The 25082-nt window shown below is 37.3% G+C and carries 21 protein-coding genes; 10 read left to right on the forward strand and 11 right to left on the reverse strand.

The window, feature by feature from the left end; all coding sequences use genetic code 11:
• Nucleotide 1: 1 nt before the first annotated feature.
• On the reverse strand, nt 2-139 hold the full coding sequence (locus tag ABD769_RS15315; protein WP_344852274.1) for a DUF6728 family protein: 138 nt from the start codon (nt 137-139) through the stop codon (nt 2-4).
• A gap of 97 nt (nt 140-236) precedes the next feature.
• A complete protein-coding gene (locus ABD769_RS15320; RefSeq protein WP_344852275.1) occupies nt 237-1583 on the reverse strand; it encodes an OmpA family protein in 1347 nt (448 codons plus the stop codon).
• A 171-nt stretch (nt 1584-1754) separates the two neighbouring features.
• Here ABD769_RS15320 and ABD769_RS15325 point away from each other — a divergent pair, with 171 nt between their 5' ends.
• A complete protein-coding gene (locus ABD769_RS15325) occupies nt 1755-3044 on the forward strand; it encodes an aminopeptidase P family protein (RefSeq protein ID WP_344852276.1) in 1290 nt (429 codons plus the stop codon).
• A gap of 248 nt (nt 3045-3292) precedes the next feature.
• Here ABD769_RS15325 and meaB read toward each other — a convergent pair whose 3' ends face one another.
• Entirely contained in the window at nt 3293-4189 is an 897-nt protein-coding gene (meaB, locus tag ABD769_RS15330; RefSeq protein ID WP_344852277.1) for a methylmalonyl Co-A mutase-associated GTPase MeaB, read from the reverse strand.
• Between the two features lie 58 nt (nt 4190-4247).
• On the opposite strand from meaB, the gene ABD769_RS15335 reads away from it, so the two are divergent.
• The 3 genes from ABD769_RS15335 to ABD769_RS15345 all read left to right on the forward strand — a co-directional run bounded on the left by ABD769_RS15335 (nt 4248) and on the right by ABD769_RS15345 (nt 8061).
• On the forward strand, nt 4248-5123 hold the full coding sequence (locus ABD769_RS15335) for a glycosyltransferase family 2 protein (RefSeq protein WP_344852278.1): 876 nt from the start codon (nt 4248-4250) through the stop codon (nt 5121-5123).
• Entirely contained in the window at nt 5124-6110 is a 987-nt protein-coding gene (locus tag ABD769_RS15340) for a glycosyltransferase family 2 protein (protein ID WP_344852279.1), read from the forward strand. It abuts the gene before it with no gap.
• 130 nt (nt 6111-6240) lie between these two features.
• The gene (locus tag ABD769_RS15345) at nt 6241-8061 is read left to right on the forward strand and encodes an ABC transporter ATP-binding protein (RefSeq protein WP_344852280.1); all 1821 of its coding nucleotides are present in this window, start codon (nt 6241-6243) and stop codon (nt 8059-8061) included.
• Here ABD769_RS15345 and ABD769_RS15350 read toward each other — a convergent pair.
• Nucleotides 8058-9194, reverse strand: coding sequence for a glycosyltransferase (locus tag ABD769_RS15350; RefSeq protein ID WP_344852281.1), 1137 nt, complete (start codon nt 9192-9194; stop codon nt 8058-8060). The genes ABD769_RS15345 and ABD769_RS15350 overlap by 4 nt on opposite strands.
• 104 nt (nt 9195-9298) lie before the next feature.
• On the opposite strand from ABD769_RS15350, the gene ABD769_RS15355 reads away from it, so the two are divergent.
• From ABD769_RS15355 to ABD769_RS15375, 5 genes are read left to right on the forward strand one after another with little or no spacing between them, the layout of a single operon-like run.
• Complete coding sequence (locus ABD769_RS15355; RefSeq protein WP_344852282.1) at nt 9299-10291, forward strand: glycosyltransferase family 2 protein; 993 nt, start codon at nt 9299-9301, stop codon at nt 10289-10291.
• Between the two features lie 6 nt (nt 10292-10297).
• Nucleotides 10298-11197, forward strand: coding sequence for a glycosyltransferase (locus ABD769_RS15360; protein ID WP_344852283.1), 900 nt, complete (start codon nt 10298-10300; stop codon nt 11195-11197).
• 21 nt (nt 11198-11218) lie between these two features.
• Nucleotides 11219-13351: a glycosyltransferase gene (locus ABD769_RS15365; RefSeq protein ID WP_344852284.1), complete on the forward strand. Its 2133-nt coding sequence runs from the start codon at nt 11219-11221 to the stop codon at nt 13349-13351.
• A 1-nt stretch (nt 13352) separates the two neighbouring features.
• Nucleotides 13353-14183 (forward strand): glycosyltransferase family 2 protein, encoded by an 831-nt coding sequence (locus tag ABD769_RS15370; RefSeq protein ID WP_344852285.1) that lies wholly within the window; start codon nt 13353-13355, stop codon nt 14181-14183.
• Nucleotides 14184-14188: 5 nt separating this feature from the next.
• On the forward strand, nt 14189-15280 hold the full coding sequence (locus ABD769_RS15375; protein WP_344852286.1) for a glycosyltransferase family 4 protein: 1092 nt from the start codon (nt 14189-14191) through the stop codon (nt 15278-15280).
• Between the two features lie 26 nt (nt 15281-15306).
• Here the strand turns inward: ABD769_RS15375 and ABD769_RS15380 are convergent, their stop codons facing one another.
• The 6 genes from ABD769_RS15380 to ABD769_RS15405 all read right to left on the reverse strand — a co-directional run bounded on the left by ABD769_RS15380 (nt 15307) and on the right by ABD769_RS15405 (nt 23077).
• Nucleotides 15307-16281: a nucleotide-diphospho-sugar transferase gene (locus tag ABD769_RS15380; RefSeq protein ID WP_344852287.1), complete on the reverse strand. Its 975-nt coding sequence runs from the start codon at nt 16279-16281 to the stop codon at nt 15307-15309.
• A 174-nt stretch (nt 16282-16455) separates the two neighbouring features.
• Nucleotides 16456-17535, reverse strand: coding sequence for an acyltransferase (locus tag ABD769_RS15385; RefSeq protein WP_344852288.1), 1080 nt, complete (start codon nt 17533-17535; stop codon nt 16456-16458).
• Nucleotides 17536-17852: 317 nt separating this feature from the next.
• Nucleotides 17853-20945, reverse strand: a complete 3093-nt coding sequence (gene infB / locus ABD769_RS15390; RefSeq protein ID WP_344852289.1) for a translation initiation factor IF-2 — start codon at nt 20943-20945, stop codon at nt 17853-17855.
• Between the two features lie 62 nt (nt 20946-21007).
• Nucleotides 21008-22252 (reverse strand): transcription termination factor NusA, encoded by a 1245-nt coding sequence (gene nusA / locus ABD769_RS15395; RefSeq protein WP_025143392.1) that lies wholly within the window; start codon nt 22250-22252, stop codon nt 21008-21010.
• Between the two features lie 2 nt (nt 22253-22254).
• Nucleotides 22255-22719, reverse strand: coding sequence for a ribosome assembly cofactor RimP (gene rimP / locus ABD769_RS15400; protein ID WP_344852290.1), 465 nt, complete (start codon nt 22717-22719; stop codon nt 22255-22257).
• A 121-nt stretch (nt 22720-22840) separates the two neighbouring features.
• Entirely contained in the window at nt 22841-23077 is a 237-nt protein-coding gene (locus ABD769_RS15405; RefSeq protein WP_344852291.1) for a hypothetical protein, read from the reverse strand.
• Between the two features lie 213 nt (nt 23078-23290).
• Here ABD769_RS15405 and ABD769_RS15410 point away from each other — a divergent pair, with 213 nt between their 5' ends.
• A complete protein-coding gene (locus tag ABD769_RS15410) occupies nt 23291-23635 on the forward strand; it encodes a phage holin family protein (RefSeq protein WP_344852292.1) in 345 nt (114 codons plus the stop codon).
• Nucleotides 23636-23695: 60 nt separating this feature from the next.
• Here ABD769_RS15410 and ABD769_RS15415 read toward each other — a convergent pair whose 3' ends face one another.
• Nucleotides 23696-24835: an acyl-CoA dehydrogenase gene (locus ABD769_RS15415; RefSeq protein WP_344852293.1), complete on the reverse strand. Its 1140-nt coding sequence runs from the start codon at nt 24833-24835 to the stop codon at nt 23696-23698.
• Nucleotides 24836-25082 lie beyond the last annotated feature (247 nt).

A 25082-nucleotide genomic window follows, 5' to 3' on the forward strand; every position in this document is an offset into this window, starting at 1 on the left:
GTTATTTGGCAAGCCATTGAACAAGCTTGTAGATGATACCTGCCAGAAAAATAGTGATGGCCAGCGCATTAATGAAATGCATAATCCTGATGTTGATATTATTTGGCCTGTTAGGATCCTTTTTTCTAAAGAAGTACATAATACAAACTTAGCTAAAAAGCTTAACACCAAAAATTAAAAGGCATAAAAAAAGTCCCGATTTGCATCGGGACTTTCTTAAATCTTATATTGAAATACTAGTTTCTAGCAGTTTCAACACGACGGTTTTGGATACGACCTTCTTCAGTATCGTTAGAAGCAATTGGGTTAGCTTCGCCATTACCTTTAGTAGCAACCTGACTAGCGTTAACGCCAGAGTTTACTAAGTAAGTTTTAACAGAGTTAGCTCTGTCTTTAGATAATTTCAAGTTATATGCAGCAGTACCTTCACTTGAAGCGTAACCGTTTACAGTTACTTTACCACCGTTTTCACGTAACACTGAAGATAATTTATCTAAAGTAGGGTAAGACTCAGTTTTTAAAACTGAAGAGTTGAAATCGAAACCGATTTTTTCGAAACCAGTTGCAGTGCTAGCTGCAGTATCAGCAGGAGCTGGTTTTGGAAGAGGACAACCAGAACCATCAACAGCAGTACCAGCAGGAGTACCTGGACATTTATCGAATTGATCAGCAACACCGTCACCATCAGTATCTTTTTTCAAATCTTCAACAGATTTCTCAACAGCAGAAACACGGTTTTTCAATGCTTCAACTTCTTGACGTAAAGTTGGATCTTTTAACTCATCGTACATAGTAGCTAATGGGTTAGTCCACTCTAAACTTGGTTTAGCAGAAGAACCTAAAGAGAATTCTAAACCAGCATAACCGTAAGAGAATTTATCTTTAGTAGTACCTTTTGCATAAACTCCATCTAAGTTATCAGCGTCAACAAAGTTCATAGTGTAACCTAAGTTAAAGTTAACACGCTCAGAAACTTTGAATTTAACACCAGCACCTACTGGAATGTAGAAACCTTTTACGTAATCTTTAGCATCGTGTCTGTCATCAGCAGGACCTACAGCACTACCTTTCCAGTCGATAACTGAACCATTACCTAAAGTAACTTTTGGAGCATAAGCCATGTAACCAGCACCGGCAGTTAAGAAGAAACCTACTGAGTTCTCACGACGTAAGAAATCGATAGAACCTACGTTAACAACACCACGTAAATCTACAGCATATTGTAATTGAGTTTCGAATTCTCTTGTAGCTGGGTTAGTGATACCTTCGTTAGTACCAGAAAGTTTACCACGAGTTCCGTTTAATTCTAAACCGAAAGAGTGACCTAATTGTTTACGGATGTTTAAACCGTAACCTAAGTTAGCATCCCATTTGTTAAAGTCGTTAGAACCGCCGATAGCAACAACTGGCATTAAAACACCACCGTGTACACCGATAGACCAAGTTCTGTACTGTCCTCTACCGCCAAATACCTTGACAGCAGAAGAGGTTGCAGGAGCATCCTGAGCGACAGCAAGAGAAGCAACTCCTGTTAATGCCACTAAAGAAAGCGCAACACTTTTCTTTAAAGTAGAATAATTCATAATCTTTTTTCTTTTTTAAGGGTTAAACAATTTAATTGATTAATTTTTTAGTAATCGCAAAATTAAACAAAATTTTAAATTTTCAAACTTTTATACAAACTCCGTTCCAAACTTCACAGTAAATAATCATTTTATTACATTTGGCCATTTCCAATTAAAAATACCATTTTCATGAAATATCCTACTATAGATCAGTCATTATTTACTCTGAATAGAAAAAATTTCACTAAACAGCTAAAAAACAACTCATTAGCCATCTTCAATTCAAGTGATGAATTTCCCAGAAGTGGTGATCAAAGCTTCGTTTTCAAGCAAAATCCTGATTTATTTTATTTATCAGGAATTGACCAGGAACAAACAATATTGCTTCTATATCCAGATTGTCCTAATCCTTTGTACAGAGAAGTCCTGTTTTTAAGACAGACCAACGATTATATCAAGGTGTGGGAAGGCTATAAATATACAAAGGAGCAGGCAAAGGCTGCTTCGGGTATTGAAAGCATCTATTGGTTAGAAGATTTTGACAACATTTTACATAGTATTGTTAACTATGCAGCACATATTTACCTCAACACAAATGAAAACGACCGGTATGCGCACGAAGTTCCTTATCGCGATATCCGTTTCATTGAGAAAATGAGAGCAAAGTATCCACTACATCATTATGAGCGTTCGGCACCTATTATGCGTAGTTTACGTGCCGTTAAATCGGATGTTGAGGTAGAGTTAACTAAAAAAGCCTGTGCCATAACCCGCGATGCCTTTATAAGGGTATTAAAATTTACCAAACCTGGCGTAAAGGAATATGAGATAGAGGCAGAGATCATTCACGAATTTATCCGTCAGGGTGGTACAGGGCACGCCTATACACCAATTATTGCTTCTGGTCATAACGCGAATATCCTCCATTATAACGATAACAACCAGGAGTGTAAAAGCGGGGATGTGATTCTATTTGATTTTGGGGCAGAATATGCCAATTATAATGCTGACATGAGTCGCTCAATCCCGGTAAACGGCCACTTTACCCAAAGGCAAAAAGACGTTTATAATGCTGTTTTACAGGTAATGAAACAGTCCGTTAAATTAATTGGGGAAGGTGTATTGTGGAATACTTACCACGAACATGTTGGGAAAATTATGACCGAACAGCTGGTTAACCTTGGTTTAATCTCTTTAGAAGACGTTAAGAAACAAAATCCTGCTTACCCGGCCTATAAAAAATATTTTATGCATGGCACTTCTCACCATTTGGGTATTGATGTACACGATTTTGCCGGGAGATACACGCCATTTGCAATTGGCAACATTTTAACTGTTGAGCCGGGTATTTACATCCCGGAAGAAGGTTTGGGCATCCGTTTAGAAAACAATATTCTCATTACTGCAAATGGAAATGTAGATTTAATGGCTGATATTCCTTTAGAAGCAGAAGAAATTGAGGAAATTATGAATAGTTAATTTCAGTTAGCAGTTGTTAGTTTTCAGTTAACCTGTTATTGATTATTAAGAAGTTAAGAAAATTAAGAGTGTGGCGCTGAGCGTTTGATGTTGATTATAGATACCCCTCAACAATTTAAGATTTATGACTACTCAGTTAAACAATTAACCAGTAAACCAGCGCTAACAATTAGCAATAAAACAATCTCAACAATTAGCAGGTTATCAGTTAACCACTAAGCGTAGTCGAAGGGTTAACAATTAACCAGTTAACCCTCACCAAAGCTATCGGCAAAACGATAAACATTAAATCCATCATTTTTTAAGGCTGCCTGAATTTTTTCTCGCAGCTTTTTTTTATCTATATCCTGCATCCTTTTGTGCTGAATAAGTTTCCATGCTTTTTCGGCGAAAAGGAATGCTTTACGATCATTATCGGTTTTTTGGGGTTTAGCAATCCAGGCGCACAACTCATCTATGCCTGAGTTTTTATCGGCAATGGTTTTTAAAATCGGGATGGTCTTTATTCCCTGATGAACGATTTTTTTTAAATTATTGGCAAAAGTATCGGCTCCTTCCCTATCTGCTTTATTAATTACAAAACAATCTGCAATTTCCATCAGTCCCGATTTGATGTTTTGTACCTCATCACCCGATTCAGGAACCAGCACAACAATCGACTTATCGGCTAAGCCGGCAATTTCAACCTCCGATTGGCCAACACCAACAGTCTCTACAATGATCAGGTCAAAATTAGATGCTTTTAAAACATCAACCATTTCTATGGTTTTAGCAGAAATGCCACCCAATGCGCCCCGGGTAGCTAAAGACCGGATATACACATTGGGATTGTTAAACTGATTGGCCATCCGGATACGGTCGCCAAGCAAAGAACCAAAATTAAATGGTGAGGTGGGATCAATCGCTAAAATGGCAATACGCTTCCCTTTGGCAACAAAATGCTGAGTTATGGCGTTTACCAGGGTACTTTTACCAGCACCAGGAGGGCCTGTAATACCCAGAACCGGGATATTGATGTTACTATCTAATTCCTTTAAAATTGACTCAGCCGGTTTTATACTATTTTCCACAAGCGTTAATGCTCTTGCCAAAACTTTATAATTGCCGGCTTTTACTTCGCTTAAAATGGATAGATGCGTATTCATCAATAAAACTATCTTTGTACAAAGAAACAAAAATTATCAGCTACAAAGCGCCCCAATAATGAAAGTTACCGGTTTTACCTTTTTAAGAAATGCAATTGTAAACGATTACCCTGCCAAAGAAGCCATACTTTCGGTATTGCCTTTATGCGATGATTTTATAGTTGCATTAGGAAATTCGTCGGATGAAACTTCTGAAATGGTAAAAAGTATCGATCCTAAAATCAGGACCATTGATACCGTTTGGGATGATAGTATTCGTGAAGGTGGTCGTGTTTTTGCCGATGAAACCAATAAAGCTTTGGCCGAAATAAGTGCTGATACCGACTGGATGGTCTACATCCAGGGCGATGAAGCGATCCACGAGGATTATCTTCCGCTGATTAAAAAAGAAATGGAGCAGGAACTGAATAACAGTAATGTTGAAGCGCTGCTTTTGAAATACAAACATTTTTACGCTTCTTATGATTACCTGGCCGAATCGAGACGCTGGTATAGAAGAGAGGTTAGGATTATCAAAAACCTGCCTGGGGTAACTTCGTACCGGGATGCGCAAGGTTTCAGGATTAACGGCAGAAAGCTTAAGGTTAAATTAATTGATGCCTATATTTATCATTACGGATGGGTAAAGCCGCCAAAAGGACTCCAAGGCAAAGTACGTAACTTCAACCAGTTTTATCAAACAGAAGAATGGATTGAAGAAAATTATCCGGTGCAGGATACATATGATATGCACAATGCCGATCGTTTAGTTCATTTTAAAGGCACACATCCAAAAGTAATGCAGGCAAGAATTGCCGCAGCAAACTGGAAATTCGATAAAGACTTAACAAAAGAAACCCCAAAAATGAATTTCCGCAGAAGGGTTTTGCAAAAAATTGAAGATTTAACCGGATTGCGTTTATTTGAATACCGGAACTATAAAATTGTAAAATAAATGCAGAAGCGTGTTTCAATCGTAATACCCAATTATAATGGCAGGCACCTGCTCGAAAAATATCTTCCATCGGTTTTTATTGCAGCAGAAAATGCAAACACCGAATTCGAAATAATCGTAATTGATGACGGATCTAAGGATGACAGCATTTCTTTTATCAGGGAAAATTACCGAAATGTAAAACTGTTGATCAATGATCAGAACAGGGGCTTTTCTTACACCTGCAACCACGGCATAAGAGAGGCGAAATATGAGCTAATTTTGCTTTTGAACTCTGATGTAAAACTTACCCCCAACTATTTCGATCATCAGTGGAAATACTTTGATCAGCCCGATACTTTTGGCGTTATGGCCCGCATAATGAGTTTTGATGAAAGCCGGATTGAAGATGCTGCACGTCTTTTATACTATGGTGGCTGCCGCATTAAGGCTAATAAATTTTATTATAGTGAAAATCCTGAAGATGAGAGTGTGTACACTGCTTACCTTTCCGGTGCTAATGCCCTGGTTGATGCTCAAAAATTAAAAGAACTAGGTGGTTTTGACGAAATTTATTCTCCTTTTTCATCAGAAGATTTTGATTTGAGCCTACGTGCATGGCAACTGGGCTGGAAATGTTACTATGAGCACCGGGCATTTTGTTTTCACCATGTAAGCGGGAGTACCAAAACCCAAATCAAATCTAATTTTATTAAAAAGATTTATTACCGCAACCGCTATATTTTACAGGGAATTCATCTGCAGGGACTAAGAAAATTATTTTATCCACTACAACAGGTTTTTACAGAACTTATTCCAAAACTGCTTACAGGCAAAACCTGGGTACTGGAAAGCTATAGAGATTATCTGGCACATCGCGATCGCATTCATGCAAGTAAGGCGAAGCTCGGGGTATTGAAGCAGAAATACAATTCGGACCTAAATATTTCTGATGTAATGACTATTATAAATCAATCGGTTAGCAACAAAAACATTAAACGATTGTAATTTTAACGTACCCTTTTCTTAAAATCAGTTGGGTTGAGTTGAAAACCTTACCTTTGTCAAGTTTTAATTAGATTTTTTTGGAAATGTTTCAATACATCTTCCATATTTACCTATACCATTTCACATAAAAATGAAGACATACTTTCGTTTATTATCTTTTGCCAAGCCTATCGAAAAATTTGCAATACCATATGTTATTGCAACATTATTTGCTATTATTTTTAATACATTTTTATTCACACTGCTTGGCCCCCTTATGCAGGCGCTATTTCTTGGCAAAACGGTTACTAATATTAAAGCAGACAAAGCTGAAGGTTCGTTAAATTTCTTAGGAAAATTTAATGATTACATGGATGCAATAATCGCACATGATAAAATACATGCATTACAGATTATTTGTATTGTAATCATCGTAACAGTATTCTTATCAAACTTATTCAGGTACTTCTCTCAGCGCTACATGGAAGATCTGCGGGTACATACTTTATTAAATTTAAGAAAAACCGTTTTTAACAATGTAATGAATTTACATGTTGGCTACTTTAACAATGAGCGTAAAGGTGATATTATTTCAAAAGTGGCATCAGATGTACAGGTGGTTCAGTTTACCGTAACCAACACACTGCAGGTAGTTTTTAAAGAGCCGTTACAGCTTATGTTTTTTGTGGGGGTTTTAATCTCGATATCATTAAAGTTAACATTATTTTCATTGCTGGTTATTCCTGTTTCCGGATTTATTATCAGCAAGATTGTAAAAAGGTTAAAACAGCAGGCCACTCAATCTCACGAATCGTTTGCTAAAATGATCGGATTTCTGGACGAATCGCTTAGCGGAATAAAAATTATCAAAGCGTTTAATTCTACAGAAAGAATGAAGCAAAAGTTTGATGAAGAAAATAAGTTTTATTCTTTTTTGAACAGAAAAATGGCTAGAAGACAACAACTTGCTTCTCCTGTTTCGCAAACGCTCGGTGTTTTGGTAGTGGTGTTTATCTTATTATATGGCGGCACTTTGATTTTAAGCGGAAAAGGAGATCTCGAAGCAGCAGATTTTGTTGTTTATCTGGCTACGTTCTCTCAGGTAATGCAGCCAATTAAAGCTTTAACTGATTCTTTTAGCGGAATACACTCTGGCATATCTGCCGGTGAACGCGTTTTGGATCTGATTGATACTAAGCCATCATTAGTGAATAAACCTGGTGCTAGAGTTCTTGATGGTTTTAATAGTGCAATCAGCCTTCAGAATGTTTCATTCAGTTATGGTGATAAACAAATCTTGAATTCGATAAATTTCGAGATCGAAAAAGGAAAAACTGTAGCATTGGTTGGCCCATCAGGTGGTGGTAAAAGTACGTTGATGGATTTGCTACCACGGTTCCATGATCCAAAATCGGGAACAATCAAAATCGACGGCTATGACTATAAAGATTTAACTGTTGAGAGTATAAGAACACAAATGGGAACAGTTAACCAGGAGTCTTTTTTATTTAACGATACCATTTTTAATAACATTGCCTTTGCAAAACCCAATGCCACAATGGAGGAAGTAATTGCGGCAGCAAAAATCGCAAATGCACACGATTTTATTGAGAACACAGAAAATGGCTATCAATCTTTTGTTGGCGACAGAGGGAACAAACTTTCAGGCGGGCAAAAACAGCGTGTTTGTATTGCAAGGGCTGTATTGGCTAATCCACCAATCATGCTTTTAGACGAAGCTACTTCTGCACTGGATACTGAATCTGAAAAATTAGTACAGGATGCCTTAAATAATTTAATGAAAAACCGCACCTCAATCGTAATTGCGCACCGTTTAAGTACTATACAACATGCCGATAAAATTGTGGTGATTGATAAAGGTAGCGTTGTAGAAACCGGAAGCCATAGCGAACTGATGGCTAAAAGTGGCTTATACAAACGTTTAATAGATATGCAGGCTTTTAACGATTAGATTTCTTCTAAAATCGATTGTAGCTTTAAGGTTTGATCTGTTGCATTAAAACTCTTTGCATATTGTTTAATGTAATCCTTATCGTATGTCCCGTAGTTTTCTTCTATTTTTTCCATTGCCTTCGCCAGTTCAGTAAACGAAAGCTGGTTTACCACTATGCCGATTTTATCATTCACGTATTCCTCAATGCCACCCGAGTTAAAACCGGCTATTGGTTTCCCCAAATGTGCAGCTTCCTGCATCACTAAAGGAAAAGAATCCTGGCGGGATAATAATAAGAACCCCTTACCTAAATTAAAATAGTCGTAATAGTCGGTAGATTTTCGACCTACAAAAAACAGCCTGTCTTTAAATGCAGCCTTACCGGCTATTTGTGCATAAGCTGTTGTGCCCGAATCTTCAATGCCACCAATCCACATAATTTTATGATTGGGTTTAAGTTCTTTCAATAAAGGAATTACAAAATCAACACCCTTGATGGCATTAACACTGCCTGCCATTATCCAGATAAAGTCGGTAGGAGCAAAATTAAATTGCTCGCTTATTTTAGTCTCGCTTAAAGAAATAAACCGGTCGTCTACAAAGCTGTTCAGCAATTTCACATTTTGATGCCCCATATCTTCTAAATTTTGGCATACTACTTTAGAACATCCAATACACAGGTCCGATTTTAATAAGTTTTCTATGGTTTTTTCTTTAACCATATCGTAATACAACGGCATTTCATGAACGTGTGAAATAATCTTTACCCCCAGTTTCAACGCAATAGAATATGCATCTCTGTTTACAATTGTATTAATATACCAGTAATCTGCTTTAACTTTTTTCTGAATTTTTCGCAGTTGAAACTCTACAGGATTTACGTTAACAGCATATAGCAATAGCCTAAACAGCCTGAGCAGATAATTTCTGCTTTTTTTATAGCCAACAAAGTATTTAATATATTTTGGAAGGTCCTTAAGCAAGGACCCATCATTACGGGTAAATAAGCAGGCTTCGAATTTTTCTGCATTCAAATTTTCAAGGATGTAGAGTAACTGCATTTCTGAGCCTGTTCTGCCAAAAAACGGGGTAATAAACAATATTTTTTTTGGTGCTGTAGCTCCTTCTTTTTTTGAAAAACCTGTCGTCATTTTCTCTTTTTTTTCAGGCTTTAAAGATGCAAAAATCTATGCCATCTTTTATAAGCTTATTAACGCTTAAATTATCTTATTTTTACCGCACCTAAACCCAGTACATGATTGACGAGCAAAATAATCTTATTACGGTGTTAATGCCTGTTTTTAACAGCGAACTTTTTGTAAAGGAAGCTATAGAAAGCATACTCAATCAATCCTATAAAAACTTCGAATTTTTGATTATTAACGATGGAAGTACAGATCAGTCGCACGCCATAATCAGCTCTTTTTTAGATAGCCGGATAAAATATGTTAATAATAAAGTGAATAAGGGTATAGTAAATACGTTGAACGAAGGATTGGTGTTGAGTAAGGGCAAATATATTGCCAGAATGGATGCTGATGATATTGCCATGCCCGATCGGTTAACCAAACAAGCTGCTTTTCTAACTGCAAACCCAACCTATAAATTGTGTGGCAGTATGGCGATTGCTATTGATGCAACCGGAAAAGAAACAAACAACTTAAACCGGCCGCAGCATAGTGCTAAAATCAAAGTATTTAACTTGTTTCGCAATGCTTTTATACATCCAACAATTATGGCGGATGCTGAAACAATAAAGAAATTTGCCTACAATGAAAATTTTAAATATGCTGAAGATTATTTTTTATTTTCTCAAATCACAATGAGTTATCCGGTTGCAAACCTGCACGAGCGTTTGTTACAATACCGCATTCACGGAGAAAGTATAACATCAAAGAAAAAGGCAGAAATGGTGCAAAGCGAGCTCAAAACCATAGCCTATTTATTATCTTTCTTATTTGATAAAGTAGATCAACAAAGTTTATTGGTTCATCATTCAATCCTGCGCCCTGAAGATGCTGCTTTTTCTGAACATGAAATAGAGCACCACCTGGTAAATATATTAAGAGCCAATCGAAAAAAGCAGGTATTCAACCAAAGGCTTCTTAGCAAACAACTGCAAAAAGATTGGTATAACTACCTGCTTAAATCCAACAATAAATCTTCCCTTGGTAAGTTTATAGGATCAGATTTATTTACCTTTAGCAATTTAAATTTGAAACAGGTTATCAAACTCCTGCTAAAGTAATCGATCATGGAGCCACTCATTTCTATAGCGCTTTGTACCTATAATGGCGCTAACTTTTTACAACAACAACTGGATAGTATTCTTAACCAAACCTATAAACACATTGAACTGGTTATTGTTGATGATGGTTCTTCTGATGGCACAAAAGATATATTGAAACAATATGCTGCTAAATATGAACAGATTAAACTGTATTTTAATGAAACGAACATCGGTTTTAATGCCAACTTTCAAAAAGCCATATCTTTTTGTTCAGGCGATTTTATAGCCATAAGCGATCAGGATGACATATGGCTGGAGCACAAATTAGCGCTATTACATCAGAATATAGGAGATAACTGGCTGATTTTTTCGAATTCAGAATGGATAGATCAAACAGAAAATCTCATTGGGCGACAAACATTAAATCCCGATTTTAAATTGGGGAACCGTGATTACAGAAGCGCACTATTCTATAATTCGGTTACCGGGCATACCACTCTTTTTTCAAAGGCACTGTTACCCTACATATCTCCAATTCCTGAAACAGGATATTATGACTGGTGGATCGGGTTTGTAGCCCTATATCATCACAAAATTACTTGTGTAAATGAATGTTTAACACTGCACAGAATCCATAGTTCTTCAGTGATGCACAAGTTTAAAGGTAATGTAAAAACCAACATCAAAGCAGAACGTTTTAAAGAAATTGATCTGAATCTTTTCCTTTTAGGCAAATATAAAAACTTAAAAGAAGCAGATAAAAAACTGATTGGTAAAATATATGCCGCCCACCATAAAAAAGGATACAGTCTATATTTAATCAGGCTTATCTATAAACATTATCAAGCTTATTTTCCTGATCTGAAAAACAGAACAGGATTAAGCAGACTAAATTTTGCTATTAAATTTTCCAAAAAATTTTAGGCTACAGCACTTATTAAACACATGAAAATTTACCGTTGGATAGATAAATACAATTATAAAGTCTCAATTAAGATTACGAAGAGATATTATACCGGAATATCAAAAAGAAAAACAAAACTATATTCCTTATCGCCATCTTTTTGGGGAGATTACCTGCTGCGTTTATTACTGGTATTTGCGTCTGTTATTTTTGTTAAAAAATCTGCTTTTAAAGGATTTTACAATATTATATCCCGTAAATTCTCTCCGTTTTTCTCTTCCGATACCAACCCCATAATTTATATTAAAACAAGAGATTTAATTTCAGCATTATTTGGTTACCGGTATTTTGTTGATGAGGCTACTCCGGATCTTTTAGACAGGAAGACCATTCTTGCAGAAAAAATAGTATTTCAACGTTCAGAGGAGCCATTTATTAGCGTTATCGTAACTGGCAACTATCGCTTAGATTATCTTTATAACTGTTTAAAATCTTTAAGCGATCACATTTCTGAAAAACATACTTTTGAGGTTATTGTATTCAAAAATCAAGATCACCATGTCAATTCTTTCCTGAATAATAATGTTAAAGGAATTATTCTGTTAGAAACGGCTTCTTTTGCATCAATTTTAGAAAATGCGAAAGGAAATTTAATCTATATCCAGTCAAGTGAGGCTATAATAAAGAAAAACAGTGTTGAACTCCTTGCCGAAGTACTAAAAAATGAAGAGGTAGGCTGTGCAGGGGCAAAACACCTTTATAGGAATGGCTTACTCATTAGAACAGAAGGCAACACTATTTTTTATGAGGACAGTAATCATCCTGAATTTAATTCTCAAAGAGAAATTACACATTATGCTTCAGCTAATTTTATTTTCCACAGAGATCATTTGAGCAACTTAAACCTGTCTGATATTAATCTTCTTTCGTCAGTTAATATCGGAGATCAGATTGGTCAATCCCTTGCCGGCAAAAACAAAAAGGTTATTTATCAGCCTTTGGCAGAGGTGGTGTGTTATAATATTCAACAGTTAAAGGCCCAGGCCTTAATTGAAAAGCCTGCACAAAAAACTATATTATTTATCGATGATGTTATCCCTACGCCTGATCAGGATTCTGGTTCGAACAGGATATTCAAAATTATGCAGCTGGTAAAAGCCTTGGGATTTCATGTGATATTTTTACCTGCCAACGGCGAGAAAAAGCCACGGTATTTTGATCAGATGATTTTAGAAGGGTTCGAAGTGCTGTACCGTTTTCCTAATATGCGTGGAATGATCAAAATTCTCGAAGGTAAGCTTCAGGATATTGATGCTGTGTGGCTGTGCAAACCGCACAATAATGAGCAGTTTAAGTTTTTATTTGAACAGAAAAAAGATTTATTCTGGATTTATGACACAATTGATCTTCATTTTTTAAGGTTGCAGCGGGAAGGTGATCTTTCTGGAGACCAATCTGTTATTCAAGAGGCCAATGATATTAAACATGTAGAACTTAATATTGCAAAACTTGCCAATATTACCCTGGCCATTACAAGGGATGAAAAAGAAATTTTAGAAAACGAAGGCATAAAAAATGTTGAGATAATACCTAATATCCACGAAATAAAAATCTTAACCGAAGCTGCAGGTTCTTTCAGTTTAAGAAGTGGCTTACTTTTTATTGGTGGTTATCTGCACAAACCCAACATAGATGCTGTGCAATGGTTAGTTAAAGAAATTATGCCTCTGGTATGGGCCGCCGATCCGCGGATAACCTTAACGCTTTTAGGGAGCAATCCTACCGATGAAATACTTGCGCTACGCTCGGATAGGGTAATTGTTCCTGGTTATATACATGATGTTTCAGCATATTTCCATAGTAACCGCGTATTTGTATCACCATTACGGTTTGGTGCAGGCATGAAAGGGAAAATTGGCCAGAGTTTAGAATATGGACTTCCAATTGTTTCTACTGATATTGGCGTAGAAGGTATTGGGTTAACAAATGGCCACGATGTAATGGTAGCGAATGATACCAAAGATTTTGCAGAAAAAATCATTCAGTTATATAATTCTCCCGATCTTTGGAATAACATCAGAAACAATTCGATTAACGCGTTAAAAACATACACCCCCGAGGTGATAAAACAGCAACTGGAAGAATTATTGAGAAATTTAAGCAACAAAAAGTAGCATGAGCGAACAAAAGATCTCAATTATTACCGTTAATTATAATAATTGCACCGGGCTTGAAAAAACGATGAGCAGTGTTTTTTCGCAAAGTGCCACCAATATTGAATTTATTGTTATTGATGGTGGCAGTAATGATGGCAGCGCTAAATTATTAACCCAGAATACAGATAAGATTACCTACTGGATAAGCGAACCCGACAAAGGGATTTATCATGCAATGAATAAGGGAATAAACATTGCTACCGGAGATTACATCTTATTCCTCAATAGTGGTGACTGGCTTTACAGCAATACGGTAATTTCGCAGTCGCTAACGGCCATGAAAGAACAACTGGATATTTACTATGGCGACATTATTTATGATGAAATACATCAGCAGAGTAAACGAGTGTTTCCGGATCAGTTAAATTTTGCCTTCTTTTTTGAACAGAACATATCACACCAGGCCAGTTTTATCAAGAGAACTTTGTTTAAAACGATCTTTCCTTACAATGAAAATTTCAAAATTGTATCTGACTGGGAATTTTTTACCTATGCCATATGCAAGCGTGAAGCCTCGTACAAACACATCGATATCATCATCACCAATTATGATGCAACAGGCATTTCTTCCAATACCGATAACCATGTGTTAATGAATGCGGAGCGCGAAGCATCTTTAAATAATCATTTTCCTGAGTTTATAGCTGATTATAATTACTTTAAACATTTAAGGGATAAAAAAGCAGAACAGTTTTTGTACATTAAACAGCATCCGTTAGCGTACAAATTTTTAAAAGCATTTATTAATCTCATTTTACTTTTTTTACCAAAGTTTAAAAAATCAGCCTAAAAATTATGGTTAAGATTTTATACGATCATCAAATATTTACAGAGCAAACCTATGGAGGCATTTCCAGGTATTTTAAGTATCTGATGAATGGAATAAAGAAAACAGAGGAGGTAGAGTATAAACTGGGCCTTTTAAGATCTAATAACTATTATATCAGAGATGAACAGCAGCCTTTAAGCAGCTCGTTATTTAATCCGCTTTTTAAAACACAAGAGAAACTCCTTAAACGCAATAACTCGTACAGCAAGTACCTGCTTAAAAAAAATGATTTCTCTGTTTTTCACCCTACCTATTTTAACCCTTATTTTCTAAAGTACCTGAAAAAGCCGCTGGTTATAACCGTTCATGATATGACCTATGAGGCGCTGCCTCAATTTTTCCCCTCATCTGATCCTTTACCTTTTTATAAAAGAATATTAATGGAGAAGGCAAATAAAATTATAGCTATATCCGAAACAACAAAAACCGACATATTAAAATACAGCAATGTTAATGTAGATAAAATAGAAGTTATACATCATGGAATAGATCTGGCTGAACCAGTGTACGCTCCTGTTGAAGGCTTACCTGAGCAGTACATTTTATTTGTTGGTGCCAGGTGGAGTTATAAAAATTTCCATTTAACAGTAGAGGCTTTTAAAAAGTTAACACAAAAATACCCTGGGTTACGCCTGGTATTTGCGGGTGGCGGGGCTTTAAGCTATGGCGATTCTGAGTTTTTAATACGCAATAATATCTTAGAGAAGACCATACAATTATCTGTTAGTGATGATCAGCTGAATACGCTTTATAAAAATGCCTTATGCTTTGTTTATCCTTCACTATACGAAGGTTTCGGATTGCCAATATTAGAAGCTTTTAAGAATAATTGTCCCGTTTTGCTGAGTAATTGCAGCTGTTTTGAAGAGATTGCAGGAAACGCTGCACAGTATTTCGATGGCCAGTCTTTACAATCGTTGACAGAAAAGTTAGAAACTATTATCTCATCTCCTTCTCTTAGAAGAGAAATGGGTAATGCAGGGCAAAAAAAATCGCTGGAATACCCTATTGATAAATGTGTTTCGAAAACGATTGAGCTGTATAAAAAAATTATTTAAATGCCTGCAGTCTAAGCAAAAATTGTTTAACCCTTAAAAAGAGACTTGAACCATCTTTTAAACCTTCTTCTATAAGAATTGTGTTTTTTTAAATAGGCCATTTCCGCTAACTTACCCCGAATATTAAATTCTTCGAATAAAAGATTATAATCTGCCTCTTTTTCCGGCACCATATATTTTGGATGAACCAGCTCTCCCAGTTCCTCTAAAGGAACATTGGCAAAAGGACTATTGGCATTAGTGGTATTTTCTGCAAACTGATCGAATCCAATGTTACTTACGAGATTATAATTAGGGACAATGGTTAGTGAATGACTAAATAAATGTGAAAAAGTTACCTGATAATCCCATGTATCAATTTTACCTTCCTTGGTTTCATTAAATATTTCTACCCACCTATCAACAATCAAAGGATCTTCAAATATTTTTTGCAGTGGTCCTCTAACTTCATCTGCGTTGTACTGGCTTAAATTCTTATCATAGTTATTCCAGGATCTTTTCCAGGTAGCCCAGCCCCAACCATTAGTTAAATTAGAAAAATAATACGAGCCTTTACCCCATTTTTTTTTTGTATCGAAATTAAAGCCAGATATCAGCCAGATTCTTGTATCATTCCGGTATTTATCCAGCAAATTATCACAATAATAAAAAAAGCTCATAGAGGGCAAACAATCATGCTCTAATATAATTCCTTCTTCCTCATGTTGAAAAAACCAATCGATTGCAGAGGATATGGCTTCTTTTGGCCCCAGATTCTTTTCTCTGAATAAGGTATGTACTTCGCATTCCCAATCAATAAAACCCATTACTGATTCTTTAGCTTTACTACAATCTTCTGCCTCTGTTGCCCGGTTTTCACGTGGACCATCGCAGGTAAGATATAATCGCGAAGGTTTAGCCTGCTTAATTCGTTCTAAAACTTTCAGCGTAGTATCAGTTCTATTAAAAAAAATAAATAATATTGCTGATTGAGTTTGATAAGCGGTATAATTTGTAGACATATTGGGTTTAAGCAGGCAAAAATTGTGATGAATAATCCATATCAGGCGATTTAACAGTTTAAGAATACACTAAAAAGAATCACCTGAACAAATCTACAAAATAAAAAGAAAGCATTTAACTGGCTCCTACTTCATATTATCTGAACATTAAAATTTTTAATAATAGATTTAAAATTATCTGCCAATTATCCACTTTATTTTAGTCTTACTTATCAGGGCAATGAGCAACATTGTAGCAGAATAAACAATTGTAAACCTACAGGCAATATAAAGAAGCATGTTACCCAAAGACATTTCATTGAATTGAATTATGTGGAAGGGTCTGAAAACTTCAGGCAAAAGATGGGTAACTAATATATAGTGTATTAAATAAACACCAAATGTAGTTTCCCTTGGCTTTAAATATTTGACAAATCTAAACTCCTTTATTTTAAACAACAAAAAGATAGTGGCTAATGAATAGAAAACATTACTTATTCTTAATGTATTATATGGATCTTCACTTTTTACCTGTATTAAATGAATAATATCGAACACTGCTAAACAGAAAGTTAGCATAAATAAACCGATAAAGATATAGTATGGTGTTTTTTTAATAAAGGCTTCAATTTTACTCCAATACTTATTAAGAATGGCACCCAACCATAGATAAAAAATAAATCCAAAAATTGCGATAGTGTGCGATGTAATAAACCATTCGAAATATACATTAGCGCTATACGTTAAAGTAAGCACTAAAAAAATTGCCCCAAGCCACCATTTGTACAAATACTTCTTAAAGCATAAGAGTATTGCAATACAAAACATAAAATTGATAATAAACCAATAATTGGTAAATAGATAAATCATCTCTATTTTTTCTATCAGCAACTTACGGAGATGAAAATCGCCTGACCGATGCAGGGCAATGTAATTTTGAATGATGATAGCACACAAAAATACCAACGACCATATTAACCACGGTAGAAATACTGTGGATAAACGTCGTTTAAAATATTGCCAGGATGAATAGGTTGTAAACTTACTCCCCAATAAAAATCCGGCTAATAAAAAGAAGGATATGGTACCAAATTTAGAAAATTGAATTAATCCGATATAAACAATGTGTTTGGGTGGAAAGCCATTAAAAATATAGGTACCATTATAGGTACAGTGTTCCATAACTATCCCCATCATGGATATACAACGGATGGTATCTATAAAATCAAAATTCCTTTTTTCCTGGATTCCTTTTTCTTGTATTTCGGTATGCATTAAATTATTTTGGTAGTTGAACCAACAAATATCTGTTAAAAAAAAGAGTCCCGAATAATTCGGGACTCTTTTAACATTCATGTATGTAAAATATTACATAATACCCGCCGTAAAAATTATATCCAAAACACCCATTGGTTTTCATAAAAGCAATATTTCGACCAAATTCCTGTCATTTTGTAAATGCTTTTGATATATAATACACCATTCACAAAATCATCATTCAGTCAGATTTTAAACAGCACAAAATAATTTTGCTACAACAAAAAGGGCATCAATATTATTGATGCCCTTACTTTTATTTTGACAGAAACTAATTACAGCTTTCTGGCTACTTCAACCTGCTCGTAAGCTTCTACGATATCGCCAACTTCGATGTTATTGAAGTTCTGAATGTTTAAACCACACTCATAACCTTTGTTCACCTCTTTCACATCATCTTTAAAGCGTTTTAACGATGCCAGTTCACCTGTGTACACTACAACACCATCTCTAACGATACGGATCTTGCTGTTACGGGTAATTTTACCATCCAATACCATACAACCTGCAATGGTACCCACTTTAGTGATTTTGAATGTTTCGCGAATCTCCACGTTAGCCACAATTTTCTCTTCAAATTCCGGATCCAGCATACCTTCCATTGCCGATTTAATCTCGTTGATTGCGTCGTAAATGATAGAATATAAACGGATATCGATCTGCTCTGCTTCGGCCAGTTTACGTGCACCTGTTGATGGACGAACCTGGAAACCGATAATAATTGCATCTGAAGCTGAAGCTAACAATACATCAGATTCTGAAATCTGACCAACACCTTTACTGATGATATTGATCTGGATCTGCTCAGTAGACAGTTTCAGCAATGAATCGGCCAATGCCTCGATTGAACCATCCACATCACCTTTAACGATGATGTTAAGCTCTTTAAAGTTACCGATAGCCAAACGACGACCGATCTCATCCAAAGTAATGTGTTTTTGTGTACGTAGTCCCTGCTCACGTTGTAACTGCATCCGTTTGTTTGCAATGTCACGTGCTTCGGTTTCACTTTCTAAAGCATTAAATCTGTCACCTGCTGTAGGTGCGCCCTGCATACCCAAAACCTGTACCGGTTGTGATGGGCCTGCTGATTCTACTTTAGCACCACGCTCGTTGGTTAATGCTTTAACACGTCCGCTGTAACTACCTGCCAGGATCGGATCTCCAACCCTTAATGTACCAGCCTGAACCAGTACCGTAGTTACAATACCGCGTCCTTTATCTAATGCCGACTCAATTACAGTACCTGTAGCTCTCTTATTCGGATTCGCTTTAAGTTCTAATAATTCAGCTTCTAATAATACTTTATCTAAAAGTAAATCAACGTTTAAGCCGCTTTTGCTTGAGATTTCCTGCGATTGATATTTACCACCCCAATCTTCAACCAAAATATTCATGGTTGATAATTGCTCGCGCACTTTATCTGAGTTAGCACCCGGTTTATCAATCTTTGTAAAAGCAAATACCAATGGTACGCCTGCTGCCTGTGCATGATTAATGGCCTCTTTTGTTTGAGGCATCACTGCATCATCAGCCGCGATAACAATAATGGCAATATCAGCAGCCTTAGCACCACGGGCACGCATCGCTGTAAAGGCTTCGTGACCCGGCGTATCTAAGAAAGTTACTTTTTTACCGTTTGGTGTAGTTACCATGTAAGCACCAATGTGCTGGGTAATTCCACCCGCCTCACCAGCAACCACATTTGCTTTACGGATATAATCCAGCAATGAGGTTTTACCGTGATCGACGTGACCCATAATGGTAACAACCGGAGCTCTTTCGATTAAATCTTCTTCTTTATCTTCTTCTTCAATTACGTTTTCCTCATCTTCATCAGGTTTAACAAACTGAATTTCATAACCAAACTCATCTGCAACGATTGTTAAGGTTTCAGCATCTAAACGCTGGTTAATGGAAACGAACATTCCAAGGCTCATACAGGTACCAATAATTTTGGTAACTGGTACATCCATCATGCTCGCCAACTCATTAGCCGTAACAAACTCTGTTACTTTTAATATTTTCGATTGCGATTCAAGCTCGTTTGCGGCCTCTTCTGCATTGTAAGCAACATCATCACGTTTCTGACGACGTAATTTAGCACGTTGAGCAAATTTACCAGATTTACCAGCGCCACTTAAACGGGCAAGTGTTGCCTTAATTTGATCTTGAATCTCTTTTTCAGTAGGTTCTTCTTTAGGTCCGCTTGGTGTAGCATTTCTATTTTGGAAACCTGGTCTGTTATTATTGTTGTTTCTATTTCCCTGGTAAGGAGTACCGCCTTGTCCGGCTGGTCTGTTACCCTGGTATGGAGTACCACCACCTGGTCTGTTACCCTGATAAGGCTGACGAGGCTGTCCTGGCGCACCACTCTGACCCTGACCTGCAGGATTATTCTGTCCTTGCTGGCCCTGGCCACCATGTTGCCCTGGCTGACCCGGTGCTCCCGGAGTTTTTTTACGTTTACGCTTGCGTTTAGCAGCTTCACTATCGCTAGATGATGCTACCGGACCGTTTCTTCTATCCGGAGTTGTTGGTAAAACAATTTTACCAATAATGTTCGGACCAGTTAATTTAACGGTACGTGCTTTAATTACTTCAGGCTCGTTGCTTACCGGTTTGGCTGCTTCTGCTGGTTTTTCTTCCGCTTTTGGCTGTTCAACTGGTTTTGCCGGCTCTGGAGCCTTAACCACAGGTGTTGGTACAGCAGGCGCTGATGCAGCAGGTGCTTCTTCCTTTTTAACCTCAACAGGTTTTTCTTCAACCTTAGGCTGTTCAACCGGTTTTACTGGCTCGGGGGCTTTAGCAACAGGCGCTGGCGCAGCAGGTGCTTCTTCTTTCTTAACAGGACGGGTTTTTGAGTTAAGATCATTTAAATCAATCTTACCAACAATTTTAACGCCTGGTAATCCGGTTTCCTCTGCTTTTTCTTCTGCCTTGGTTTCTTTTACTGGCTCAACTGCTGCCGCAGGAGCTGGTGCAGGTGCCGGCGCCGGTGTTTCTTCCTTAGGAGTTTCAACTACCTTTGGTTTTTCTACCGGTGGAGTAAATGACTGAGCATTTTTAATTAAAATCTCTTCATTTTTCTCAAAATCGGTGTTTTTCTTCGGCGCTTCTACTGGCTTTTCAGTCTCAGGCTCGTCACGACGTATTTTACCAATCACTATTTGTTTGGCTTCTTCTCTTACGATCTTATCTCCCTGATACTCTTTTAACAAGGCATTATACATGTCTCCCGTAAGTTTAAACATAGGGCTTTTCTCGGCAGAGAACCCCTTTTTGTTTAAAAACTCAACGGCCGTACCCATGCCTATATTAAGTTCTTTAATAGCTTTAATTAAAATGATTGGTTTGTCGTCTGACATTTAGCTCCTGTTATTGTTTTTTATTTAATACAAAAGTAGTGTTTATTTGGCAATTACACCACTTATTCAAATTCTGACTTCAAAATTTGAACCACTTCTTTAATGGTTTCCTCTTCAAGGTCGGTGCGTTTTACTAAATCTTCTACTGTAAGTGCTAATACACTCTTAGCAGTATCGCAACCGATAGCCTTTAATTCATCAATGATCCAGCTATCAATCTCATCTGAGAATTCTTCTAAATCAACATCCTCGTCGCTCTCTTCTCCAGCTTCGCGGTACACATCAATTTCGTAACCGGTTAATTTACCAGCCAGTTTAATGTTGTGTCCACCACGTCCGATGGCCAATGAAACCTGATCTGGTTTTAAGTAAACTGATGCATGTTTGGTTTCATCATCCAGTTTAATGGAAGTGATTTTTGCCGGGCTCAAGGCACGGGTAATGTATAGTGAAATATTATTTGTGAAGTTAATCACATCAATATTTTCGTTTTTCAATTCGCGAACGATGCCATGGATACGTGATCCTTTCATACCCACACACGCGCCAACCGGATCGATACGGTCATCGTATGATTCTACAGCTACTTTAGCACGTTCTCCCGGTTCGCGTACAATTTTCTTAACAGTAATTAAACCGTCGAAAATTTCCGGAACTTCCTGTTCGAACAAGCGTTGTAAAAACTCCGGTGCTGTTCTCGAAATGATAATTTTCGGATTCGCGTTGATCATTTCTACTTTAGAGATCACTGCTCTTACAGAATCGCCTTTTTTGAAATAATCTGCCGGAATCTGCTCGGTTTTAGGCATTAAAAGTTCATTACCTTCATCATCTAAAACCAAAGTTTCTTTTTTCCAAACCTGGTAAACTTCACCGGTTACGATTTCGCCTACCCTGTCTTTATATTTTTTGAAAATTTCGTCTTTTTCTAATTCCAATACTTTAGAAACCAGGGTTTGGCGTGCTGCTAAAATTGCCCTGCGGCCAAAACTCTCTAAGGTAATCTGCTCGATATAATCATCGCCAACTTCCAAAGTGCTGTCTAATTTAGAAACTTCAGCAAGCTCGATCTCTAAATCATCATCTTCAGAAAAGCCATCTTCCATTACTTTTCTCGTTCTCCAGATCTCCAAATCCCCGTTATCCGGGTTTACGATAACGTCACAGTTTTCGTCTGTTCCGTATTTTTTACGCAACATGCTACGAAAAACTTCTTCCAGCACACTGATCACCGTTGGGCGATCTATATTTTTGAAATCTTTAAACTCCTGAAAAGAGTCGATCAAATTAATTGTTGTAGTACTCATTTTTACTTAAATGAAATTAACACACTTGTTTCTAATATATCATTAAACGGCACAGCTGTTTCAATCGCTACTGCCTTTTTCCCTTTTTCTTTAACCGACTCTTCAATCTGCAGGTCATTTTCTGTAACAGCCAGTAGCTTCCCTTCTTTTTTCAAGCCTTCTTTCAGCTTAATACTTACCGTACGGCCAATATTTTTATTGTATTGGCGGATCAGTTTTAAAGGCTCACCAACGCCCGGTGAAGAAACTTCCAGGTTATAAGCCTGATCTATTGCATTTTCTTCTTCGAGATGAAAACCAACATGCCTGCTAATGGCCACACAATCCTGTATGCTAATACCTTCGTCACCATCAACATGGATAATTAATTTATTGTTTGGCAACATTTTCACTTCTACCAGAAACAGTTCTGGGCGGTCTGCTATTTTTTCCTCAACGAGGGCTGCAACTCTCTTTTCTACCTGCATATTTTAACCTGATTTCATAGAAAAAGGGGACACTGTCCCCTTCTCTTTTCTTCGATTACGATGCAAATGTAGTAAATTTTTAGAAAAAATCAAACACTTGCTGCAATTATTATGCTGATTCTTACCGTTTAAGTGTTTGTTTTTGTGGCTGTAAGTTATGTTTGGCGCTACCTGTAATCAGGTTACCAACAGTGGCAAATTTTACCCCGATATAACTTTCTACCAAATAATCTTTGCCTTTCACAAATGGCTGGTCGGGATTAAAAATGAATGAATCGCCGACGATTTTAACTTTTCCGGCCACTTCCAGTTCATCCTGAATGCTGTCGAGTTCGCCGGGCATGATCAAAACCGACATTATATTAACAGTATCCACATTAGCCAGATAGGCATTTTTAACCTGCAAGAGACTTGCCTCATCAATATTTGTGATTATTATTGATGTGCTATCTCCCGAAAACTTAATGACCGGTTTGTTGTTTCTATTCGAACAAGAAAACGCAGACATAAAAACCGCAACAACAACCGAATATTTAAAAAAGCGTTTAAACATTTACAAAAATAAACAATTATGAGATTTATTATCGAAATCCTTTTAACAGGACTGGCGTTCTTTATCGGGGCGAAACTGGTACCCGGCGTAAGCATTGATGGTTATGGCAACGCGATTATTGCAGCGGTGCTGATTGCACTTGCAAATGCAACCATCGGTTTTATTTTAAGGGTACTAACCTTCCCGGTTAATTTTTTAACCTTAGGGCTGGTATCATTCATCATCACCGTTTTAATGATTTTACTGGTGGATAACATGATGACCTCTTTTAACACTTCAGGCTTTATTGCAGCGGCATTTTTGGCCATTGTAGTAGCGCTGATTAAAGCGGTGTTTAGCGCAGTAGCGGGAGAGAAAGATTAATTCAGTTTTCAGTTGGCGGTTTTCAATTCGAACTGCCAACTGAAAATTGATAACTGGAAACTAACGAATAACTTCCCTCGAAATCACCATTTTCTGAATCTCAGAGGTTCCTTCGTAAATCTGGGTAATTTTTGCATCACGCATTAAACGTTCTACGTGGTATTCTTTTACAAAGCCGTAACCGCCATGTACCTGAACGGCTTCGATGGTTACATCCATCGCTACTTTTGAAGCATACAATTTTGCCATTGACCCGGCCTGGGTATAAGGCAAGCCCTGATCTTTTAACCATGCAGCTTTATACACCAATAACCGCGCAGCTTCTATCTGTGTAGCCATATCTGCCAGTTTAAAGGCAATGGCCTGATGCTCGGAAATGGGTTTACCAAACGATTTCCGCTCTTTGGCATATTGTGTGGCCAGCTCGAAAGCACCCTGTGCAATACCCAGGGCCTGCGCAGCAATACCGATCCGTCCGCCCTCTAAGGTTTTCATGGCGAATTTAAAACCAAAACCATCTTCACCAATCCTGTTTTCTTTGGGCACTTTCACATCGTTGAACATTAAAGAATGTGTATCAGAACCGCGGATGCCCAGTTTGTTTTCTTTCGGACCAACGGTAAAACCTTCCATCCCTTTTTCTACAATAAAAGCGTTTATTCCTTTATGTTTTAGTTCGGGATGGGTTTGAGCAATAACCAGGTAGGTTGATGCGGTACTGCCATTGGTGATCCAGTTTTTGGTACCATTAAGCAGGTAATAATCGCCTTTATCTTCGGCGGTTGTGCGTTGCGAAGTGGCGTCCGATCCAGCCTCAGGCTCTGACAAACAAAAGGCACCGATTTTTTCGCCCGATGCCAATGGTTTCAGGTATTTTTCTTTTTGTGCTTCACTTCCGTATTTTTCGAGCCCATAACAAACGAGTGAGTTATTTACCGAAACCACTACAGAGGCGGAGGCATCGATTTTAGACAGCTCTTCCATTACCAGCACATAGGAAATGGCATCGAGGCCGCTACCGTTATATTTTGGATCAACCATCATCCCCAGGAAGCCGAGTTCGCCAAGTTTTTTCACCTGTTCGGCCGGAAATTTCTGATGTTCGTCTCTTTCAATTACTCCAGGCTTTAATTCCTGCTGCGCAAAATCGCGTGCAGCCTGCCGGATCATTAATTGTTCTTCATTTAATTCAAAATGCATAACATTTATGTATAAAAGGTTAGTAAATCAAATGTAGCATTTCTGATCGAAATTACTATGGCTGCATAGCAATTTATTTTTAGATTGATTTTGTGTAGCCGTGACTTACGTAGGTTGGTTTGTCACAGCTATAAAATCAATCTGGTTTATTTTTTTGGAAAGCAAAGGCAGCAATACTTCGGTTCCGATAGCCCTGCCCTTTGCTTAATCCAGATGGAAGAATCCGGATAACGCTGTCGGTCAGGTT

Source organism: Pedobacter jeongneungensis, from assembly GCF_039538295.1.
Taxonomy (GTDB): domain Bacteria; phylum Bacteroidota; class Bacteroidia; order Sphingobacteriales; family Sphingobacteriaceae; genus Pedobacter; species Pedobacter jeongneungensis.

Excerpts from the sequence above, each read along its gene's own strand:
- infB (WP_344852289.1), bottom strand. The coding sequence starts at position 20,945 with ATGTCAGACGACAAACCAATCATTTTAATTAAAGCTATTAAAGAACTT.
- ABD769_RS15320 (WP_344852275.1), bottom strand. The coding sequence starts at position 1,583 with ATGAATTATTCTACTTTAAAGAAAAGTGTTGCGCTTTCTTTAGTGGCA.
- ABD769_RS15380 (WP_344852287.1), bottom strand. The coding sequence starts at position 16,281 with ATGTCTACAAATTATACCGCTTATCAAACTCAATCAGCAATATTATTT.
- meaB (WP_344852277.1), bottom strand. The coding sequence starts at position 4,189 with ATGAATACGCATCTATCCATTTTAAGCGAAGTAAAAGCCGGCAATTAT.
- ABD769_RS15385 (WP_344852288.1), bottom strand. The coding sequence starts at position 17,535 with ATGCATACCGAAATACAAGAAAAAGGAATCCAGGAAAAAAGGAATTTT.
- ABD769_RS15360 (WP_344852283.1), top strand. The coding sequence starts at position 10,298 with ATGGAGCCACTCATTTCTATAGCGCTTTGTACCTATAATGGCGCTAAC.
- ABD769_RS15345 (WP_344852280.1), top strand. The coding sequence starts at position 6,241 with ATGAAGACATACTTTCGTTTATTATCTTTTGCCAAGCCTATCGAAAAA.
- ABD769_RS15405 (WP_344852291.1), bottom strand. The coding sequence starts at position 23,077 with ATGTCGGTTTTGATCATGCCCGGCGAACTCGACAGCATTCAGGATGAA.
- ABD769_RS15355 (WP_344852282.1), top strand. The coding sequence starts at position 9,299 with ATGATTGACGAGCAAAATAATCTTATTACGGTGTTAATGCCTGTTTTT.
- ABD769_RS15340 (WP_344852279.1), top strand. The coding sequence starts at position 5,124 with ATGCAGAAGCGTGTTTCAATCGTAATACCCAATTATAATGGCAGGCAC.
- rimP (WP_344852290.1), bottom strand. The coding sequence starts at position 22,719 with ATGCAGGTAGAAAAGAGAGTTGCAGCCCTCGTTGAGGAAAAAATAGCA.
- ABD769_RS15315 (WP_344852274.1), bottom strand. The coding sequence starts at position 139 with ATGTACTTCTTTAGAAAAAAGGATCCTAACAGGCCAAATAATATCAAC.
- ABD769_RS15410 (WP_344852292.1), top strand. The coding sequence starts at position 23,291 with ATGAGATTTATTATCGAAATCCTTTTAACAGGACTGGCGTTCTTTATC.
- ABD769_RS15415 (WP_344852293.1), bottom strand. The coding sequence starts at position 24,835 with ATGCATTTTGAATTAAATGAAGAACAATTAATGATCCGGCAGGCTGCA.
- ABD769_RS15375 (WP_344852286.1), top strand. The coding sequence starts at position 14,189 with ATGGTTAAGATTTTATACGATCATCAAATATTTACAGAGCAAACCTAT.
- ABD769_RS15370 (WP_344852285.1), top strand. The coding sequence starts at position 13,353 with ATGAGCGAACAAAAGATCTCAATTATTACCGTTAATTATAATAATTGC.
- ABD769_RS15350 (WP_344852281.1), bottom strand. The coding sequence starts at position 9,194 with ATGACGACAGGTTTTTCAAAAAAAGAAGGAGCTACAGCACCAAAAAAA.
- nusA (WP_025143392.1), bottom strand. The coding sequence starts at position 22,252 with ATGAGTACTACAACAATTAATTTGATCGACTCTTTTCAGGAGTTTAAA.
- ABD769_RS15365 (WP_344852284.1), top strand. The coding sequence starts at position 11,219 with ATGAAAATTTACCGTTGGATAGATAAATACAATTATAAAGTCTCAATT.
- ABD769_RS15335 (WP_344852278.1), top strand. The coding sequence starts at position 4,248 with ATGAAAGTTACCGGTTTTACCTTTTTAAGAAATGCAATTGTAAACGAT.
- ABD769_RS15325 (WP_344852276.1), top strand. The coding sequence starts at position 1,755 with ATGAAATATCCTACTATAGATCAGTCATTATTTACTCTGAATAGAAAA.